This is a genomic window from Mycobacterium sp. NGS63, assembly GCF_059812295.1.
Genome location: NZ_JCALCJ010000006.1, coordinates 1 through 16176, shown reverse-complemented (window position 1 = coordinate 16176; position 16176 = coordinate 1). Strand labels below are relative to the sequence as shown.

The window sequence follows — 16176 nt, the reverse complement described above, 5'->3', positions numbered from 1 at the left end:
CCGTGCTGCGGCTGCGCAAAGCACAAGTGGGGCTGTCGCGGTGCAGTTATTTGAACCGTGAGCCGGCACGCGCCGGTGTTCAGATCGCGCCCGTCGAACGTAGCTGCTCAATTCCGGCCGTGTCGTAGCCCGCCAGGGCGCCGAGTAACTCTTCCGTATGCTGCCCGACGCGCGGCGCCGCTGGCGGTTCAAACAGTTCGTCGGGTTTGGTCTTGATGCACGTGCCCACCATCCTCTTCGAGGTCCCTTTAGGGTGAGCCTGCTCGTAGACAAGTCGGCGAGCCTTCGCGTGGTCGTCGTCGAAGAGGTCGGCGCCCAAAAATGCTGGTGCTCCTGCGATGTCAGTCGCAATGAAGAAGTCGGTCCATTCCCTGCGCGTGCGGGACTTGAAGATTTCCGTCAACTCGTTGCGCAGCCAAGCCTCTGCCTCGACATCCTCTGCCGGCTTCTGGCGCCCCGGTTCGTAGAGATCCATCCTGTCGAGTGAATCGCAGAATCTCAGCCAGAACTTGTCCTCGAGGGCATTGAACACCACGTAGTTGCCATCGCGCGTTTCGTAGTACTGGTATCTAAGCGAAGCGCGGATTCCCTCGCCGTAGGCCGGTTGACCATTGGCCAGCGCCGAGAGGTGTTGAAAGTTCCAATTGATCGCCGCATCGACCTGCGCCACTTCGACGTACTGCGGCTTGCCGTCGCGCCCGGCGGCGTGCAACGCGGCGAGTACACCCATCGCTGCGTACAGCGGCCCCGCCAGAACACCTGTCGTCCCTGTCGCCGCCCCCGACAGGCGTGGCGTTCCATCCGCATCGATGATCGGCGGGCTTAAGCCGGCGAAACAGTCGAAGGACAGCCCGTGTGTGGGTAATCGGGTGTAGGGCCCATAGCTGCCCATGCCGTTGAGCACGCAGTACACGACCGCGGGGTTGACGGCGACGATGTCGTCGTAGCTGAAGCCGAGCCGGTGCGCGGTTCCGTAGCGTAGTCCGTCGATCACCACCGCCGATGTCGCGGCCAGGCGGCGAAACGCCTCTTGACCCTCAGGCGTTTTCAGATTTATCGCCACACTCTTTTTGCCGCGATTCCAGTGCGAGTCCTGCAGTTCGCCGCCGGAAACCGCCGCACCGCGGAAACCGCCGCCGCCGGGCGGCTCCACCTTGATCACCTCTGCGCCGAGGTCGGCCAGATGCCCGCCCAGTGCATCCGCGGAGAAGAGTGACACCTCGAGGACCCGGACGTCCCTGAGCAGTTCCATCACGTGACCTTTCCCCGCTACATCATGGTGATTGATTTCAGCTCGGTGTATTCCTCGAAGCCCCAGCGACCCTGCTCTCGGCCAAGACCGCTTTGCTTGAAGCCACCGAAAGGCCCCCCGCCGTTGAACATGCCGCGCGCCGGTAGAGACCAGCCTGGGCCCTGCCCTCCCCCGGGATTGCTACCTAGATCGACACCGGGTGCGGCAGTCTGCACCATGATGGTGCCGGTTCTGACCTGCCTCGCGACGTTGAATCCCCTTGCGGCGTTGCGAGTCATTACCAGACCCGCCAAACCGTAGATGGAGTCGTTCGCGACGCGGATGGCTTCGTCTTCGGAACGATAGGTCATCACCGCCAGCACAGGCCCGAACACCTCCTCCTGACATAAGCGCATGTCGCTGCGGCAGTCGACAAATGCCGTCGGTTCGTAGTAGAAGCCGCGTTGAAGGTGTTCGGGTCGTTTGCCGCCGGCCACCAGCCGCGCGCCGTCTTGTAGGCCCGCCCGAACGAAGGATTCAACTCTCTGACGCTGCTGATCCCTGATCAGCGGACCGACGACCGTGGTGGGATCACGCGGGTCCCCGACCGTGATCATTGGGGCCATGGCCTTGAGACCCTCGACATAGGCGTCGAGCAGGTGCTCGGGCAACAGAAGTCGCGACGTGACGGTGCATGCCTGTCCGGCATGCATCAGCACCTGTCCGAATCCTATTCCCGCAACGTCACTTTCGGTGACATCGTCGAGTACGATGTGCGCGCTCTTGCCGCCGAGTTCCAGCTGTGCGCGTTTCATGGTTGCCGCCGACAGTTCACGGATGCGTCGGCCGGTCGCGGTCGAACCGGTGAAGCCGATCATGTCGACGCCTCGATGGGTACACAGCTCCTCTCCCACGTCGGCACCGCCCACGACGACGTTGAACACGCCGGGCGGGACGCCGGCCTCCTCGCTGATCTTGGCCAGCTCCAGGGCGTTCATCGGAGTCCACGGGTGGGGCTTGAGCACCACGGTGCAGCCGACGGCCAAGGCGGCCAGGCACTTCTGGATGTTGATCGAGAAAGGAAAGTTGAATGGCGTGATGACTCCGACCACCCCGACCGGTTCGCGGACCACCGTCACGCCGCCCAGGCCGGTCGGCGAAACTATGGGTCCGGCCGGTGTCTCCACCCACGTCACATCGTGTTCGACGAACTCGCCGTAGTAGTGGGCCGCCTCGATGGCGCCGCCCACCTGAATCAGATCCGCGATGAAGCCGGTCGAGCCGATCTCGGCGACGACTAGCTCGCGAAGCTCCGCTTTGCGCTCATCGAGGATCTCAGCGAATCGCTTGATGATCTTTGCCCGTTCCCGGACGGACATCCATGGCCACGGACCTTCGTCGAAAGCCCGCCGGGCGGCCTCGATCGCCATGGCCGCCTGCTTTGGTCCACCGTCGACGACTCGTCCGATCAACTCCTCGGTGGCCGGGTCGATGACATCGATGGTGCCGAGGGCGTTGTCGCTCAACCACTTACCGTCGATGAAGCTCTGGTACTCCCGCATCAAGCGAATCCGTCAGCCATTGAAACCGTTGCTACGTCAGCGTCGGATACGGGGCGGGCTCAAAGTCGAACACCCGGCGAGCATTACCCTGCAGCACCTTGTACTTGTCGAGGTCGGACCGGCCTTCGAGTGCCTTGTGAGCGGCCTGAAGGGAATTGGGCCAGAGGCTGTCGGTGTGCGGATAATCCGTTTCAATCATCACATTGTCGACGCCGATGGAGTCGAGGTTAGCCGCCCCGAAGTCATCCTCAATGAAGCACCCATACATGTGGTCGCGGAAGAGCTGGCGCGGTGACTCGGGGAAAATCGCGGGGTCGGTGGGGACCGGGGTCAAGCGCATCGTGGCCGGATCAACCGCCCAGTTGTTGGCACGCAGGTACTGGTAGTCGGCGGCGACATGTTCAGCACGCTCGATGAGGTAGGGGATCCAGCCGATGCCGCCCTCGGCCAGCACGATCTTGAGATCGGGGTACTTCTGCAGCTTGCCCGAGAACAGCCAGTCGGTGGTTGAGTTCGCCAGGTTGAGGTTGATGTTGACCGCCTGAACCCCGAAAGGTGCGTCGGGTGACGTGGTCGGGCTGACCGAGGAAGATCCGATGTGTGTGCACAGCGGCATCTTCGTCTCGTTCACCACCGCGAAGAAGTCGTCCCATGCTCCCGAGTGGATGGACGGAAATCCCAGCGGGTGCAGGTTTTCCGAGAAGGCAATGGCTTTGGCGCCCTTGCCGGCGCACCGTAGCGTCTCCTCGACGGCGAGTCGGGTATCCCACAACGGAACGATGACCATGGGGATGTAGCGACCGGGCGCCGCCGCGCACCACTCATCGATGACGAAGTCGTTGTACGCCCGCACGCACTTGAGACCTAGGTCGCGGTCACCGAGGTGGGCGAACATCTGACCACAGAACCGGGGGAAGAACGGAAAGTTCAGTCCCGCGATCACGTGATCCTCGTCCATGTCGGGGATGCGGGCCACCGGGTCGAAGTAGGCGCGGGGCATCTCGTCGTAATTCACTGGCAGCGGGGAATACTCGGCCGGCCTTTGGTGAGCCGCGACCAAGATGCCCAGCACCGACGCGCGGGCTTGGTCGTAGATCCACGTGTCGACGCCGTCGATGCGCTCCACGTGTGGCACCCGGTCGCGGTCGGCGGCCGATGCGCGGTCGACCCATAGGTTCGGGGGCTCGATGATGTGGTCATCGACAGAGATCATCCACTGAAGATCTTGCTTGTCCACGGGTTCCTCCCTGATTTCGCTATTACGTTGGCTGCGAGACGATATCGGCGGTCGCCTGCGGCCTCTCAGCGGCCGAGGCGGGCACCCGGCGTGAAGACGACGGGCAGGGCGCGGTAGCCCCGGGTGACCGAGTTCCCGTGAAAATCAACTTTTGCCCCAGGGGGGATGGCGTAGTCGGGTATCCGATTCAGGGTCTGTTCGACGCCTACCCGAAACTCGAGCCGGGCGAGATTGGAGCCCAGGCAGCGATGGACGCCGGCTCCGAACCCTAGGTGGCGGTTCGTCTGCCGGTCGAGAATGCACTTATTCGGCTCGTCGAACTCGCGCGCGTCGCGGTTGGCGGCCGCATAGTTCACGACGACCGTCTCACCAGGACAGAACGTGTGGTCGCTTAGTTCAACCTCTTCCGCGACCGAGCGGTGCAGTCCGTGAACCGAACCGGCGAACCGGATGAACTCCTCTATCGCCGTGGGCATCAACTCGGCATCGCGTACGAGCCGGTCGCGCTCCGAAGCATGGGTGCCCAGATAGAAGAAGGCGAACGACATTGCACTAGAGGTTGTTTCGAGGCCGGCTTGCACCAGCAGCATCACGTTCGCGACAACGTCGTCGAAGCTCAATTTCTCGCCGTCGATCTCGGCGGCGAGCAGGACGTCGATCAGGTCGTCGCGCGGCGGTTCGGCACGACGCTTGTCGATTTCCTCGCGGACGCGGAGGTAGAGATTCGTCATCGAACCGTTTCGGATCTCTTCGCTCTCACCATTGATCGCGAGGTCCGCTGTCTCGATGTAAAGCGGCACGTCCTCAACGGGCATGCCGAGTAAATATCGGAAGAACACGATCCCGGGTTGCTGCCATGCGACGTCGGCGAGATCGCCGCGGCCCAATTCGATGAAGTTGTCGATCAGCCCGTCCGTCACCGCGCGCACCTGGGGCTCCAAGTCCTTCATCCGGCCCGGAGAGAAATATGGGTTGAGAACCTTGCGAAGCTGTTGCTGCCGTGGCGGATCCAGGGTGATCACGATGTCGCCGAACGACATCGGGTTGCCCTCGAGGCCCAGGGGCTTGCTGGAGAAGCTGCGCCAATCACGCAAGATCTCGTAGCAGTCGTCGTAGCGGGTGGCGACCCACGCGCCCCCCGGCGTCGGGCCCAGAAAAGGGACATCCTGGTGGCTGAACGGTCCGGTCTCCCGCATCACTGCGTAGACCTCGTAGAGGAATTCTTGGTCGTTGAAGTCTTCGTGACGAAGATCGAGGTTCCGGGCGTGTTCCTCCGGTGATTTGCTCACCATGGGTAGTCCTTTCCGCCCCGGACGCGGGCATGCCGACCTCGGGACAACGCCAGCGGTCAGCCCCAAAAGACAGCCCCACCGAGGGGCCGTCCACTTTGCTTTGGCAGCACAGTAAATCGCCGGCCGCGCGGAGTCAAGTCGCACTCGATAACTATGTGAGGGCTGGGTGACGTGCGGGGCGCTCGCTACAGTATGTGTGATGACGACAGGCGCGCGGCGGCGAGTTCGCGACAAGGACGGCAAACAACGAGCTCTCCTTGAAGCGGCTGCTGAGGTCTTTGCCGAAGCGGGATACGCGGCCGCGGCAACCAAGGAGATCGCCCGTCGCGCCGACTGTTCGGAGGCAATGCTCTTCCACTACTTCGGGGACAAGCGCGGCATCTTCGAGCAAGTCGTTTCTCGACAGATCGCGGACCTCGTGACTGAGGCCGAGGAGCAGGTTGTGGCGGCCCTGCCTGCGCGCTTCGAGGACTATATCGAGCAGCTGTTCTATGCGCGATTACGGATCGACGACCGGGACAGCGGCGTTCCCGGCTGGGATATTTCCGGTCGGGCGTTATCAGATCCGGACTTCTCGATGCGGGTGCTGCAACCCAATCACGCACGCCGTACGGCCGTTATTGCCAAAGGCGTTCGCCACTACCAAGCCGAGGGGCAGATCAAGGCCGACGTCGACGCCGACCTGTTCGCCGAGCTGTTGGCTAACTTCATCATCTTCACAACGAGCCTGGGACCACGGTGGTTTGGGACGGGCGAGTCCGACATCCGCGCGCAGATCGAACTGGGTTCGCAGATCCTCGCCAAAGGCGTAAGCACATCTAGTGGGACACCGCCCGCCAAGCGAGGTGGGCGGGTCCGACGGGCCGCGAAGGTGCGCGCGGCCGACTAAAAGTTCCGACGAACTCAACGCCGCCGTGGTTATCGAGTCGCACTTGACACTTCCTCTTTCCCGTCGCTAGCGTCGTTGCCAGCCGGGCGGCTGCCGTGCGGATGCAGCACCGTGCTTGATCGGCACGAGCGTGAGGACAGGAAGTGGCGTGTGTGCACTCATCGGGCCGAGTAACTCACCTTCGAAGACATTGACGCGGAAAGTATGGCGATGAACGCTCTGCGGGGGGTTCGTGTTGTCGAGTGGGCGACGGAAATCGCTGGACCCTACTGCGGCAAGCTGTTCGCTGACCTCGGGTCAGAGGTCATCAAGATCGAACCGCCAGAAGGGGATCCGTTTCGCGGCAGGGTATTTGGCGGCCGAAGCGAAGGCGGCGCGCTGTTCAAATTCTTGAACGCCGGCAAGCGTTCAGTCGTTGACACTTCGCTGGCCGACCTGGAGGCGCTGATCGTTTCCGCCGATGTGTTCGTCGATTCGCTCGGCCCGGGGGCCCTCGACCGCGAAGCGCTGTTACGGCGTGCGCCACACCTGGTGATCGTGGCGTTGTCTCCGTACGGGTTGACCGGACCGTACCGGGACCGGCCCTGGACGGAGTTCACGATCCAGGCCGAGAGCGGGACCCTGGCGTTGCGAGGTCGTCCGGACCAACCGCCCATTCAGGCGGGTGGTCGAGTCTTCGAATGGGTCATGGCCAGTTATGCCGCGGTCGCGGCGGTTGCCGCACTGCGGCGAGTGCAACTCGGCGGAGCAGGCGAAATCGTTGACTGCTCGCTGCTGGAAGCTTGTCACCTCAGCGCCAGCGGATTCGCCGACCTCTACCACGAGCTGGCCGGACGTCCGGCGTTGACCTTCCCTGCCCGACAGATTGAGATCCCATCCATCGAACCGACCGCGGACGGATGGGTGGGCTTCAATACCAATACCCGCCAACAATTTGAATCGTTCCTCGCGATGATCGGCCGGCTGGACCTACTCGACGAGGACCCGGCGTGGGCCCTCGCCACGACGCGGTGGGAACGCCGGGACGAGTGGAATCGGATTGTGCGGGAATGGACGACGCAACGTTCCACGGACGAGATCGTCGCGTTGGCCTCCGATCTGCGGATTCCCGTGTCACCGGTCAACAATGGCCAAACCGTGTTGGACCACCCGCAGTTCACGGCGCGCGGCATGTGGGGCACGTACGCCGACGGCGGCTTCACCCACCCGCTGGCGCCCTACCGCATCAATGGTCAGCGACCCGCTCCCACCGTCGGCGCCCCCCCACTCGGCGAATCGTCAGAAGTGCCGGGGCACAACAGGACTGCGACCACTGACGACCACGCACAAGGACTCCCGCTGAACGGCGTACGAGTCCTCGACGCGACAGCGTGGTGGGCTGGCCCCTCCTCCACCCACGTGCTTGCCGCACTGGGGGCCGAGGTAATTCACCTGGAATCGATCCGCCATCCCGACGGCGCACGGATGGCGGCTGCGGCGTTCGCCGGTCAGCCCGACTGGTGGGAGCGGTCGGGGATGTTCCTGGCGACCAACACCAATAAGCGCGGACTCACCCTCGACCTTTCCACTCCCGACGGGCGGGAGCTGTTCTTCCGCCTCGTCAAGTGCTCCGACATCCTCGTCGAGAACTTCTCGCCACGCGTCTTCGACAACTTCGGCATCACGTGGGAAACCGTCAGTGAGCTCAACCCTGGAATAGTCATGGTTCGAATGCCCGCGTTCGGGCTCGACGGACCATGGCGCAACAACGTGGGCTTCGCGCAGACGATGGAACAGATGACCGGGATGGCGTGGGTGACCGGCCATGAATACGACCAGCCGCGAATCCCCCGCGGTCCCTGTGACCCGCTGGCGGGAATGCACTCCGCGTTCGCCATGCTCGCCGGCCTCCGGCAACGGGATGAAACGGGCCGCGGGTCGTTCATCGAAGTCTCGATGGTTGAGGCCGCACTCAACGCGGCCGCCGAGCAGGTCGTCGAATTCACCGCCTACGGCAACCTGATATCGCGACTGGGAAACCGCAGTCGCGACGCCGCCCCACAAGGGCTCTATCAATGCGCGGGAACTGAGCGGTGGCTGGCCATTTCGGTCGCCACGGACGAGCAGTGGCGGCAACTGAAGTCGGCTCTGGGCAATCCGGATTGGGCGGATGATCCCGCGTTGGATACGCACGACGGGCGTGTGGGGTCACATGATCTGATCGATAAGCACGTGGAGCAATGGGCTCGACAATGCGATTCCTCAGTTGCCGCGCAGTTGCTCGTCGACCACGGCGTCCCCGCAGCGGACTTGGCGGACGCCAGGGTCGCTTCGATGCATCCCCAACTGGCCGCTCGGGGCTTCTTCGAGGGTCTCGACCACCCCGTCGTGGGACGGCATCACGTGCCGGCGCTTCCCTTCAAGTACCGCAGCGTTGAAAAGTGGTATCGGTCGGCGGCGCCGACCTTGGGACAGCACAACGAGACCATCCTCGGTGAGCTCCTCGGCCTCGACGCCTCGTCGATCGCGGCGTTGACAGACCAAGGCGTCATCGGGATCAGACTGGGCGGATTGGACTGAACGGTGAAGCTTCGTGTCGACCCAGAACTGTGCCAGGGGCACAGCCGTTGTTACGCAACCTATCCGGAGATGTTCGATATCGACGACGACGGGATCGCCTTCGTCACCGTCGGCGACATACCGCCCGAGTGGGAGGATCGGGCGCACCGGGCGATCGCGAATTGTCCGGAGCGTGCCATACACATCGTCAAGGAGGCGCCATGAAGACCAACGGAGCAGTTCTGTGGGGCCTGAACGAGAAGTGGTCGGTGGAAGAGATCGAACTCGATCCTCCGCAATCCGGCGAACTACTGGTCGAATTCGAAGCCACCGGATTGTGCCACTCCGATCACCACATCCGCACCGGTGACATGTTCGGGGTGAGCTTTCCCTTGATCGGCGGACATGAAGGGGCGGGCATCGTTCGCGAGGTCGGTCCGGAAGTGCGCGATGTGGCGGTGGGCGACCACGTGGTCACATCGTTCCTGCCGGCGTGCGGTCGCTGCCGCTGGTGCGCCACGGGGCACCAGAACCTCTGCGATTACGGGGCGATCATCCTCGCAGGAGTCCAGGCCGACGGGACCTTTCGGCGGCGAGCCCGCGGACAGGGCATCGGAGCGCTATCCGGCGTAGGCAGTTTCGCTCAGTGGGGTGTGTTGTCGGAGGCCTCCGTGGTCAAGATCGACAACGATGTGCCGTTGTCGCGCGTGTGTCTTCTCGGTTGCGGCGTCACCACCGGTTGGGGTTCGGCCGTCAATACCGCGAACGTCAGTCCCGGCGACGTCGTCGTCGTGGTTGGCTGCGGCGGGATCGGCAGCGGCGCCATTCAGGGCGCTCGCCTGGCGGGGGCGGAGCAAATCGTGGTGGTCGATATCGAGCCGGGCAAGCGCGACAAGGCTTTTCAGTTCGGGGCCACGCACTTTGTCACCTCGATGGAGGAAGCAACCCAGTTGGTTGGCGAGATTACGCGTGGAGTCATGGCGGATTCGGTCATCCTGACGCCGGGCGTGCTCGAGGGCGCGATGATCAACGACGCGCTCAACGCGGTGCGAAAGGGCGGTGCCGTGGTGGTCACCGCGCTGGCATCGATGTCGGACGTGACACCAACGCTGCCGCTGACGTTGTTCACGTTGTTCCAGAAGCGTCTCTTGGGCAGCCTCTACGGCGAAGCCAACCCGCGGGCCGACATCCCACGGCTGATCAACCTGTATCGGAGTGGCAAGCTGCTGCTCGACGAAACCGTCACCACCGAGTACAAGCTCAACGACATCAACGAGGCCTACGACGACATGCTCGCCGGACGCAACATCCGCGGGGTGATCATCCACGAGCACTGAGCCTTTGGGGAAGGTCGGTTTCTAGGCCGCACAGTCGATCACCTACTCGTCGAAGGGATTCCACGCATGCCATCGCCAGCCGATGTCGTCCGCCACTTCTGCTCCTTGATGGAGCAGCGGGACGCCGAAGCGTTGCGTCCCCTGCTCGCCGAAGGGGCCGTCTATCAGAATGTGGGAATGCCCGCCTTCGCCGGGCCAGACGCCATCGTGGAGAACATGGCCGCCCAGTTTGCGATGTTTCCCGACGCCTACGCCTTCGAAATCGTCAACCTCGCCAGCGAGGGTGCCGTGGTGCTCACCGAACGCCTGGACTACATCCAGGTTCCCGACGGAAGCAAGCCGGCCATCCCGGTAATGGGGACCTTCGTCGTCGATGACGATGGGAGGATCACTCGCTGGACCGACTACTTCGACCTGAATCTGACGATCAAGCTCCTGCAAGGCGAGGACATCAGCGCCCTGGTGCCCACGACCGCATGAGTTGGCACATCGATGATTCGAACTTAGCTGAGGATGAGGAGCCATGCGGGTGCCAAGGGCCGTCGCCAAATTCAATCGTCGAGTCACCAATCCAGCGGCTCGGTCGATCACGCCGTGGCTTCCGTACCAAGGGACGCTCGAACATGTCGGGCGGAAATCAGGCAGGCGTTATCGAACGCCGCTGTTGGTCTTTCCCACCCCCGACGGCTTCGTCGTCCTCATCGGGTACGGGCTGCATTCGGACTGGGTGAAGAACGTTTTGGCCGGCGGACAGGCGGTATTGCACAGGCGCGGCAGTAGCATCGCGCTGGTCAATCCTCGTCTTGTGAGCAAGGCCGAGGGCGCCGCGATCGTTTCGGGACCATCAGGGATGTTCTACCGCCTGTTTCCGTACAACGAAGCGGCGATGGTGTTGACCAAGGTCGATTCCACGCAGTGACTTCGGGATCACAACTACCCAGTGCGCGGTGCCCCAGTACCGACGCGAACGCCGCAGCTCCAAGAGGCTCGCCAGGAGTGTCGCGGATCAACCGAATCCACTGTCACACATCAGCCGAAACACTGTCAGGCATCAGCCGAAGAGAACTGTCACGCATCAACCGAGGTCATATAGGTACTGAGTGGGGCGGGCGGGGCTCGACCCGCGACCAACGGATTTGTAAGTCGATGATCTCGAAAACGTGAATAACATTAAAGATCTTGGTCGAGCGGCGAAGGGCGGCGACGTCCGAGCAATTCTCAGTCATTCATGACTGCTAAACCAGGGCCTGCCTCGCCGTTCGTTCGTTCGATGTCGCCGAAAGCTGCAGCCCCGGTCCATGACCGGCGGCTGGACTCTGCTCCGACGAGCTTATTGCCGCTGAGACGCACTTCTGCCCTGGTACAACATCGGCACAAGCATTGAGTCGACCCAAATCCAGATCCGGTCCACGCGGAGCCACTCACGCTTCCCTGCCACGAACTGGCGTGAGAGGCTAGTTCCGGAACGCAGGAACTGTTCACCCTCGTAGCTGTTGTCCGCTGCGCAGGACTACCCTTGTACGCCGTTCGCGGGTAATTGGGAGGAGGCTTGGAGTGCGCGGTAACGCCGCTGACAAAGTTACCTGGCTCCAAGATGAGTGGATCCCAGCTGGCCCGCCTGTTTGCGTCCTGAGCGGCTTCTCGGGCTTAGGAAAAACTGCCGTTTGTCATCACTTAATCGATAATGCAAATATACCTAGCGCCTACATCCCCGCGAGCGAGAATCTGAGCTTCGATGACTTGATTCTTGTGCTTGCGGGCGAACTTGAGGTGGCCGGACTGCCTCAGATGGCCAACGATGTCGGAAGTGACATGCTGAATTCGCTTGCTGCTAGCCAAGCGACTCCTCAGCTCATTATTATCGATGACTTCGACTACCTACTTGATAGCAAAACCGGCTTGCCGCCGGCGCGTTTCGTCGAGTTCATAAGGAACCTAGTTCCGCAGGCGTCGACAAAACTAAGACTACTTCTTGTCGTCGATCGAATAATGCCGGAGAGTATCTGGGAGTTAAACCAGGTCACTACCACGGTACTCAACGCTCCTGGTTACGATGAGGCAAGCGAGTGGCTAACCGAAGTTCTCGCCCGAGAGGGCCTCGGAAACGAATTGTCCGGTGACGATAAGCTAGGAATTGTCCAGTGGCTTGGTGGCAATTTTTCAGCTATGGCCAGCTTTGTTCAATGCCTTCACTATGAGTCCATGGACGAGCTGATCATGCTTGACCCTGAAGGCTGGGAGTTACGAGAGCAAGTCGTATCTCCGAAATTAATTAAGTCTCTTGAACGAAAATTTTTAGACCGCACTCTAGAACGGCTGGACCAAAATTCGAAATCTCTTCTAGAGTTTCTGTCGGTTTATCGAAGGCCGTTTCGAATGGACGCGATAGAGCGCCTGTCTTCGGAAGTAGTCGATGTCGGCTCTATTCGTAACGAGCTTGTTGCACGTTTCTTGCTTCATCGGCGGAAAAATTGGTATGGGATGAATTCCGTAATACGAGAATTATGCCTACAAAATATAAGCGCCAGCGGCCGCAGAAAAACTTTCGCTCACAATCGAGCCGCCGACCACTATGTTCGTCATTTCAAGAATGTCAACCCTAACCAATCATTGACCAACCATTCTATGGAATTCGTTGAAGCGCGATACCACCTGTGGTTTGCAGATAGAATCGACGAATTTGAAAACGTTGCAGGCAACTTCCGTCGCCAGATCGTGCGATCGTTGGGCCCCACCCCCCGCCTTCCTCGCAAGAAGGAAGAGCGGATGCAGCTGCTAACAATGATTAACGGCGCATTAGCCGGCCAGGAAGGCGATTATCATACCCTTCGAGGAATACTTGCGAAACTATTAATCGAGCGGAACTCGAGGGATGACGATAGGCTAGCACTTCGTCACCTTCGAGTGGCTGTCCAGCAATCTCGTCACCACGATGTATGGAAGATGTACGTGGATTTGACAGCTAGGCTGGACGGTGCCCACGCGGCAGAAAGTGCCGCCCGACGGGGGTTTGCGGTTATTACGGACATGCATCACGCGAATCTGTACGAGCCCGTAGTCGAAGCCTATCGCCGTGAAGATATGCTGCCCGATGCTCTCCGGTTTTTAGATGAGGGCCTGGAGTCGCTCGACATTGCGGCCAAAGTGTTCTTGTCACCGGTTCTCGGCAGATTACTGTCACGGTCTGGTCGGTCCGCGGAAGCCGTTAAGCGGTTGGTGTTGATCTACCAAGAAGCAGTTAGTGCGCATAGCAGTAATGTGCCTTTCTATTGGCGACCGATTGAACAAGCCTTATTTATTGCACACGCTCAGGGTGACTCTACTTTGCTAAACCACGTGAAAGAATCGATACTCCCGTCTGAATTCGCCGATTCTTTCAGAGCGCTTGTTCAATGCTTGCTACATCAGCAGTCTAGCAACTATCGTGCCGCTGCGGAATCGGCACGCCAGCACGCGCGGACCGCATCCAAAAAATCCCCAGCCCTGGCAGGTCAGGAAGCGTTCTGCTGGTTGTGTTGTGGGGAAGTAAAAGAAGCAGAGATTGCAGTATCAAATATTTCATTGCCGAATAATTCGGCTAGTACATGGCTGAGAGCGTGCGTCTACTATTGCGGCTACCGCAAGGAGCTGTGTCGCGAGATGTTAGAAGAATTGGAGCGCCGAACCGTTAACATTGCCGATACCGACATTCCTGGTTACCTCGTATCAATATGGGACGAGCATGGAGGGTACGGAAATGCGCACCCCTCGTTCTACTTCCCCACCCTGCCCAGCTCACTGACCGGACTCGATCGGGATCTGCGTAAATCCTTTAGTAGCTATAGCGCGCTTGGAGGTCTGGATGCTAGCAACGTATGGTTTCCGCACAATACCAGGCATGACATCGAACCCAATGACGAACTTGTGGTCGACGATATGCATAAACCCCTAGTGACGATACAAGTAGGAGATAGAATGGCTGAATACAATGTTGGGCAAGCTGGGGCGGTGGGTGATGGCGCGATCGCCAACAATCCGGTCTTTCTGCAGGGGCCTGCTGATGCTCAATTAAGCCAATTGGCGAACGAACTGCGCAGTGTGCGCGCGGCCATGGCGGAGAAGGCTCGGACTGACGAGGAGTTCGCGTCGCTTAGCGAAGTAGACGCCGCGATCGACGCCGCTGATCGACAGGATGCCGACGAAACGAAGGGCAAGCTAGCGCGGGCTGGCGGCTGGGCGGCAGGAGTGGCTACATCGATTGGCGCGGGCTTGGCAGTGGCCGCAATCAAAGCTTCACTCGGCATGGGTTAAAGGGCTGCTAAAGAGGATCCGGTGGCGCGGTAGCACGCGCTAACAAGTGCGGCGAGAAGTATCTCTATCTCTAATCACTCATGGCGCAAAATTGCTTAGAACTGAAGGCGGGCCCCGAACCCGCGATCAACGCATTTCGCACACGGCGATTGTCGTGTATTTTCAATAACGCTGATATTTTGGTGCTCAACAACGGACTTCAGAATGCAAGCTAGTAGTTGGAGCCAAGATGAGCGCACCAGTCGTGACGGCAGGGCAGGCCCACGCCTGCGACACCTGAACGCCAAACTCAAGCCAAGACATGATGGTGTCCACTGAAGAGATAGTGATTAGCCGACCTGGCGCACCCAATCCACTAGGTACATCTTGATGCGGTCAATTTCGTTCTTTTCCAGGACGTTGTTGTGGGCGACGATGTTACGCGACGCCTCCAGCTCGGTGAACCGAGTTATCACCCAGTTGACGTCTGGAAACAGGTCTTCAAAGTCCGGCCAGTTCTGCTGGATGATCGCCTTGAGGTCACCAAAGTCAGTGTAATAAATGTGCGTAGCACCACGTTTCATGTGCCAGCGGTCTTTACCTTCCTTGTTCTGTCGGCCCTCCACCTTGTCCTGGATGCCCCGTGACACGTGGTTCCACCAATCGGGGCCGTGACGCTCAGCCATCCTCTCGCTGATGAGTTCCCTCGCAGAATTTTCTAGGCAGAAGAACGCCAAGTACGCTGGCAGCGCTTGCATCGCAGCATTGCGCAAGCTCGCAGGAAAGTCTTCGAGTGATACAACCCGTTGCAGCGCTTGAGTGTCTGTCGGCGCACGGACGCCGAGGCCTTCCTTTTCAAGTTCGTTCAGGGCGTCTTCGACGGCAAGACCTTTAAACAGGAACTCGCGCAATGTAGCTTGTTGGCTCACATCAGCTCGCTCTTCATCGCCTGGAAGATGGCGCGATACACACTCACATCTGAAGTTGGTGGAAGGTGTAGGTGGATATCGTGGCTCAGCGTAAGAATCCCGCGCTGCTCTTGATCCCCGGATTCCGGCGCCGACAGCGGCGCGACCCGCCCGTCCGCGACATTCTCGCGCTCAGACTCTGTCGGGTGCCCTTCGGACGGTGCGGAGGTCGATGCGATGGGCCCAGTGAAGTCGGCAAGATCCGCGAGTGCCTTGAATGTCGACGCCATCTTCATGGCGACCGCGTCACCAGCACCTGTGACGTTCTTCGCGATTCCCTGGATCTGACCAGTGTTCTTTTCATAGACGCTTTGATCACTGAGGAAGAACGAATCCCATCCCTCGCGCAGTCCGGCCGCCAAGGCCTTGCCGGACTCATGCCCCCGGTAGGCGTTGTATCTCGCAGTGGGTGTGCCGTCCGACGTCAGGAAACCTAGCGACTTGAGAATTTTGATCACGGCGCGGTCATTGGACGAAGCAAAACCCAGGTTTGACTTAAGGAAGTCATGGGTGAACTTGGGAGGTGTACCGGCTGATTTGATCTTGGCCATGATCTCAGCGATGTTGCTAACGCTCGCCATGTACGGGATGTCCGCTGGCATCAGCCTGCCTTTGCGTATTTGGGCGTGGCGACAAGTCCGCCCCTAGGCTCCCCATCATTACGTGTTCATTCGATGAGTCAAGATGCCACGCCACACCGCCAGCAGCGTGACAGCATGCTTGGCGTAGGCCACCTTCAAATGTGGACACTATGTGGACGTGGGCCTTTCTGGCCGTGGAAGCGCAACTGTCTGGCAGCACTTTTAGCCCCTTGAGCTGGACTTTTAGGTTGTGGGGCTTTTAGGTTGTGGGG

The 16176-nt window shown here is 60.4% G+C and carries 13 protein-coding genes; 7 read left to right on the top strand and 6 right to left on the bottom strand.

What is annotated here, in order from left to right; all coding sequences use genetic code 11:
- Window positions 1–79 precede the first annotated feature (79 nt).
- The 4 genes from AC5Y4Z_RS16430 to AC5Y4Z_RS16415 all read right to left on the bottom strand — a co-directional run bounded on the left by AC5Y4Z_RS16430 (window position 80) and on the right by AC5Y4Z_RS16415 (window position 5322).
- The gene (locus AC5Y4Z_RS16430; RefSeq protein ID WP_499965535.1) at window positions 80–1252 is read right to left on the bottom strand and encodes a CaiB/BaiF CoA transferase family protein; all 1173 of its coding nucleotides are present in this window, start codon (window positions 1250–1252) and stop codon (window positions 80–82) included.
- Window positions 1253–1269: 17 nt separating this feature from the next.
- Window positions 1270–2793 (bottom strand): aldehyde dehydrogenase family protein, encoded by a 1524-nt coding sequence (locus AC5Y4Z_RS16425; protein ID WP_499965534.1) that lies wholly within the window; start codon window positions 2791–2793, stop codon window positions 1270–1272.
- A 31-nt stretch (window positions 2794–2824) separates the two neighbouring features.
- Window positions 2825–4030, bottom strand: a complete 1206-nt coding sequence (locus AC5Y4Z_RS16420; protein WP_499965533.1) for an amidohydrolase family protein — start codon at window positions 4028–4030, stop codon at window positions 2825–2827.
- Between the two features lie 65 nt (window positions 4031–4095).
- Window positions 4096–5322, bottom strand: coding sequence for a cytochrome P450 (locus tag AC5Y4Z_RS16415; RefSeq protein WP_499965532.1), 1227 nt, complete (start codon window positions 5320–5322; stop codon window positions 4096–4098).
- Window positions 5323–5521: 199 nt separating this feature from the next.
- Here AC5Y4Z_RS16415 and AC5Y4Z_RS16410 point away from each other — a divergent pair, with 199 nt between their 5' ends.
- The 7 genes from AC5Y4Z_RS16410 (at window position 5522) to AC5Y4Z_RS16380 (ending at window position 14376) form a co-directional block, all read left to right on the top strand.
- Window positions 5522–6211, top strand: a complete 690-nt coding sequence (locus tag AC5Y4Z_RS16410) for a TetR/AcrR family transcriptional regulator (protein WP_499965531.1) — start codon at window positions 5522–5524, stop codon at window positions 6209–6211.
- 210 nt (window positions 6212–6421) lie between these two features.
- Entirely contained in the window at window positions 6422–8770 is a 2349-nt protein-coding gene (locus AC5Y4Z_RS16405; protein ID WP_499965530.1) for a CaiB/BaiF CoA transferase family protein, read from the top strand.
- 3 nt (window positions 8771–8773) lie between these two features.
- Window positions 8774–8974 (top strand): ferredoxin, encoded by a 201-nt coding sequence (locus AC5Y4Z_RS16400; RefSeq protein ID WP_499965529.1) that lies wholly within the window; start codon window positions 8774–8776, stop codon window positions 8972–8974.
- Window positions 8971–10086, top strand: a complete 1116-nt coding sequence (locus AC5Y4Z_RS16395) for an NDMA-dependent alcohol dehydrogenase (protein ID WP_499965528.1) — start codon at window positions 8971–8973, stop codon at window positions 10084–10086. Before AC5Y4Z_RS16400 ends, AC5Y4Z_RS16395 begins: the two co-directional genes overlap by 4 nt.
- A gap of 66 nt (window positions 10087–10152) precedes the next feature.
- On the top strand, window positions 10153–10566 hold the full coding sequence (locus AC5Y4Z_RS16390; protein WP_499965527.1) for a limonene-1,2-epoxide hydrolase family protein: 414 nt from the start codon (window positions 10153–10155) through the stop codon (window positions 10564–10566).
- Window positions 10567–10609: 43 nt separating this feature from the next.
- Window positions 10610–11005, top strand: coding sequence for a nitroreductase family deazaflavin-dependent oxidoreductase (locus AC5Y4Z_RS16385; protein ID WP_499965526.1), 396 nt, complete (start codon window positions 10610–10612; stop codon window positions 11003–11005).
- A gap of 635 nt (window positions 11006–11640) precedes the next feature.
- A complete protein-coding gene (locus tag AC5Y4Z_RS16380; protein WP_499965525.1) occupies window positions 11641–14376 on the top strand; it encodes an ATP-binding protein in 2736 nt (911 codons plus the stop codon).
- A gap of 329 nt (window positions 14377–14705) precedes the next feature.
- Here the strand turns inward: AC5Y4Z_RS16380 and AC5Y4Z_RS16375 are convergent, their stop codons facing one another.
- Both AC5Y4Z_RS16375 and AC5Y4Z_RS16370 read right to left on the bottom strand, forming a co-directional pair.
- A complete protein-coding gene (locus AC5Y4Z_RS16375) occupies window positions 14706–15284 on the bottom strand; it encodes a Swt1 family HEPN domain-containing protein (protein WP_499965524.1) in 579 nt (192 codons plus the stop codon).
- Window positions 15281–15925, bottom strand: a complete 645-nt coding sequence (locus AC5Y4Z_RS16370) for a DUF5343 domain-containing protein (protein WP_499965523.1) — start codon at window positions 15923–15925, stop codon at window positions 15281–15283. Before AC5Y4Z_RS16370 ends, AC5Y4Z_RS16375 begins: the two co-directional genes overlap by 4 nt.
- Window positions 15926–16176 lie beyond the last annotated feature (251 nt).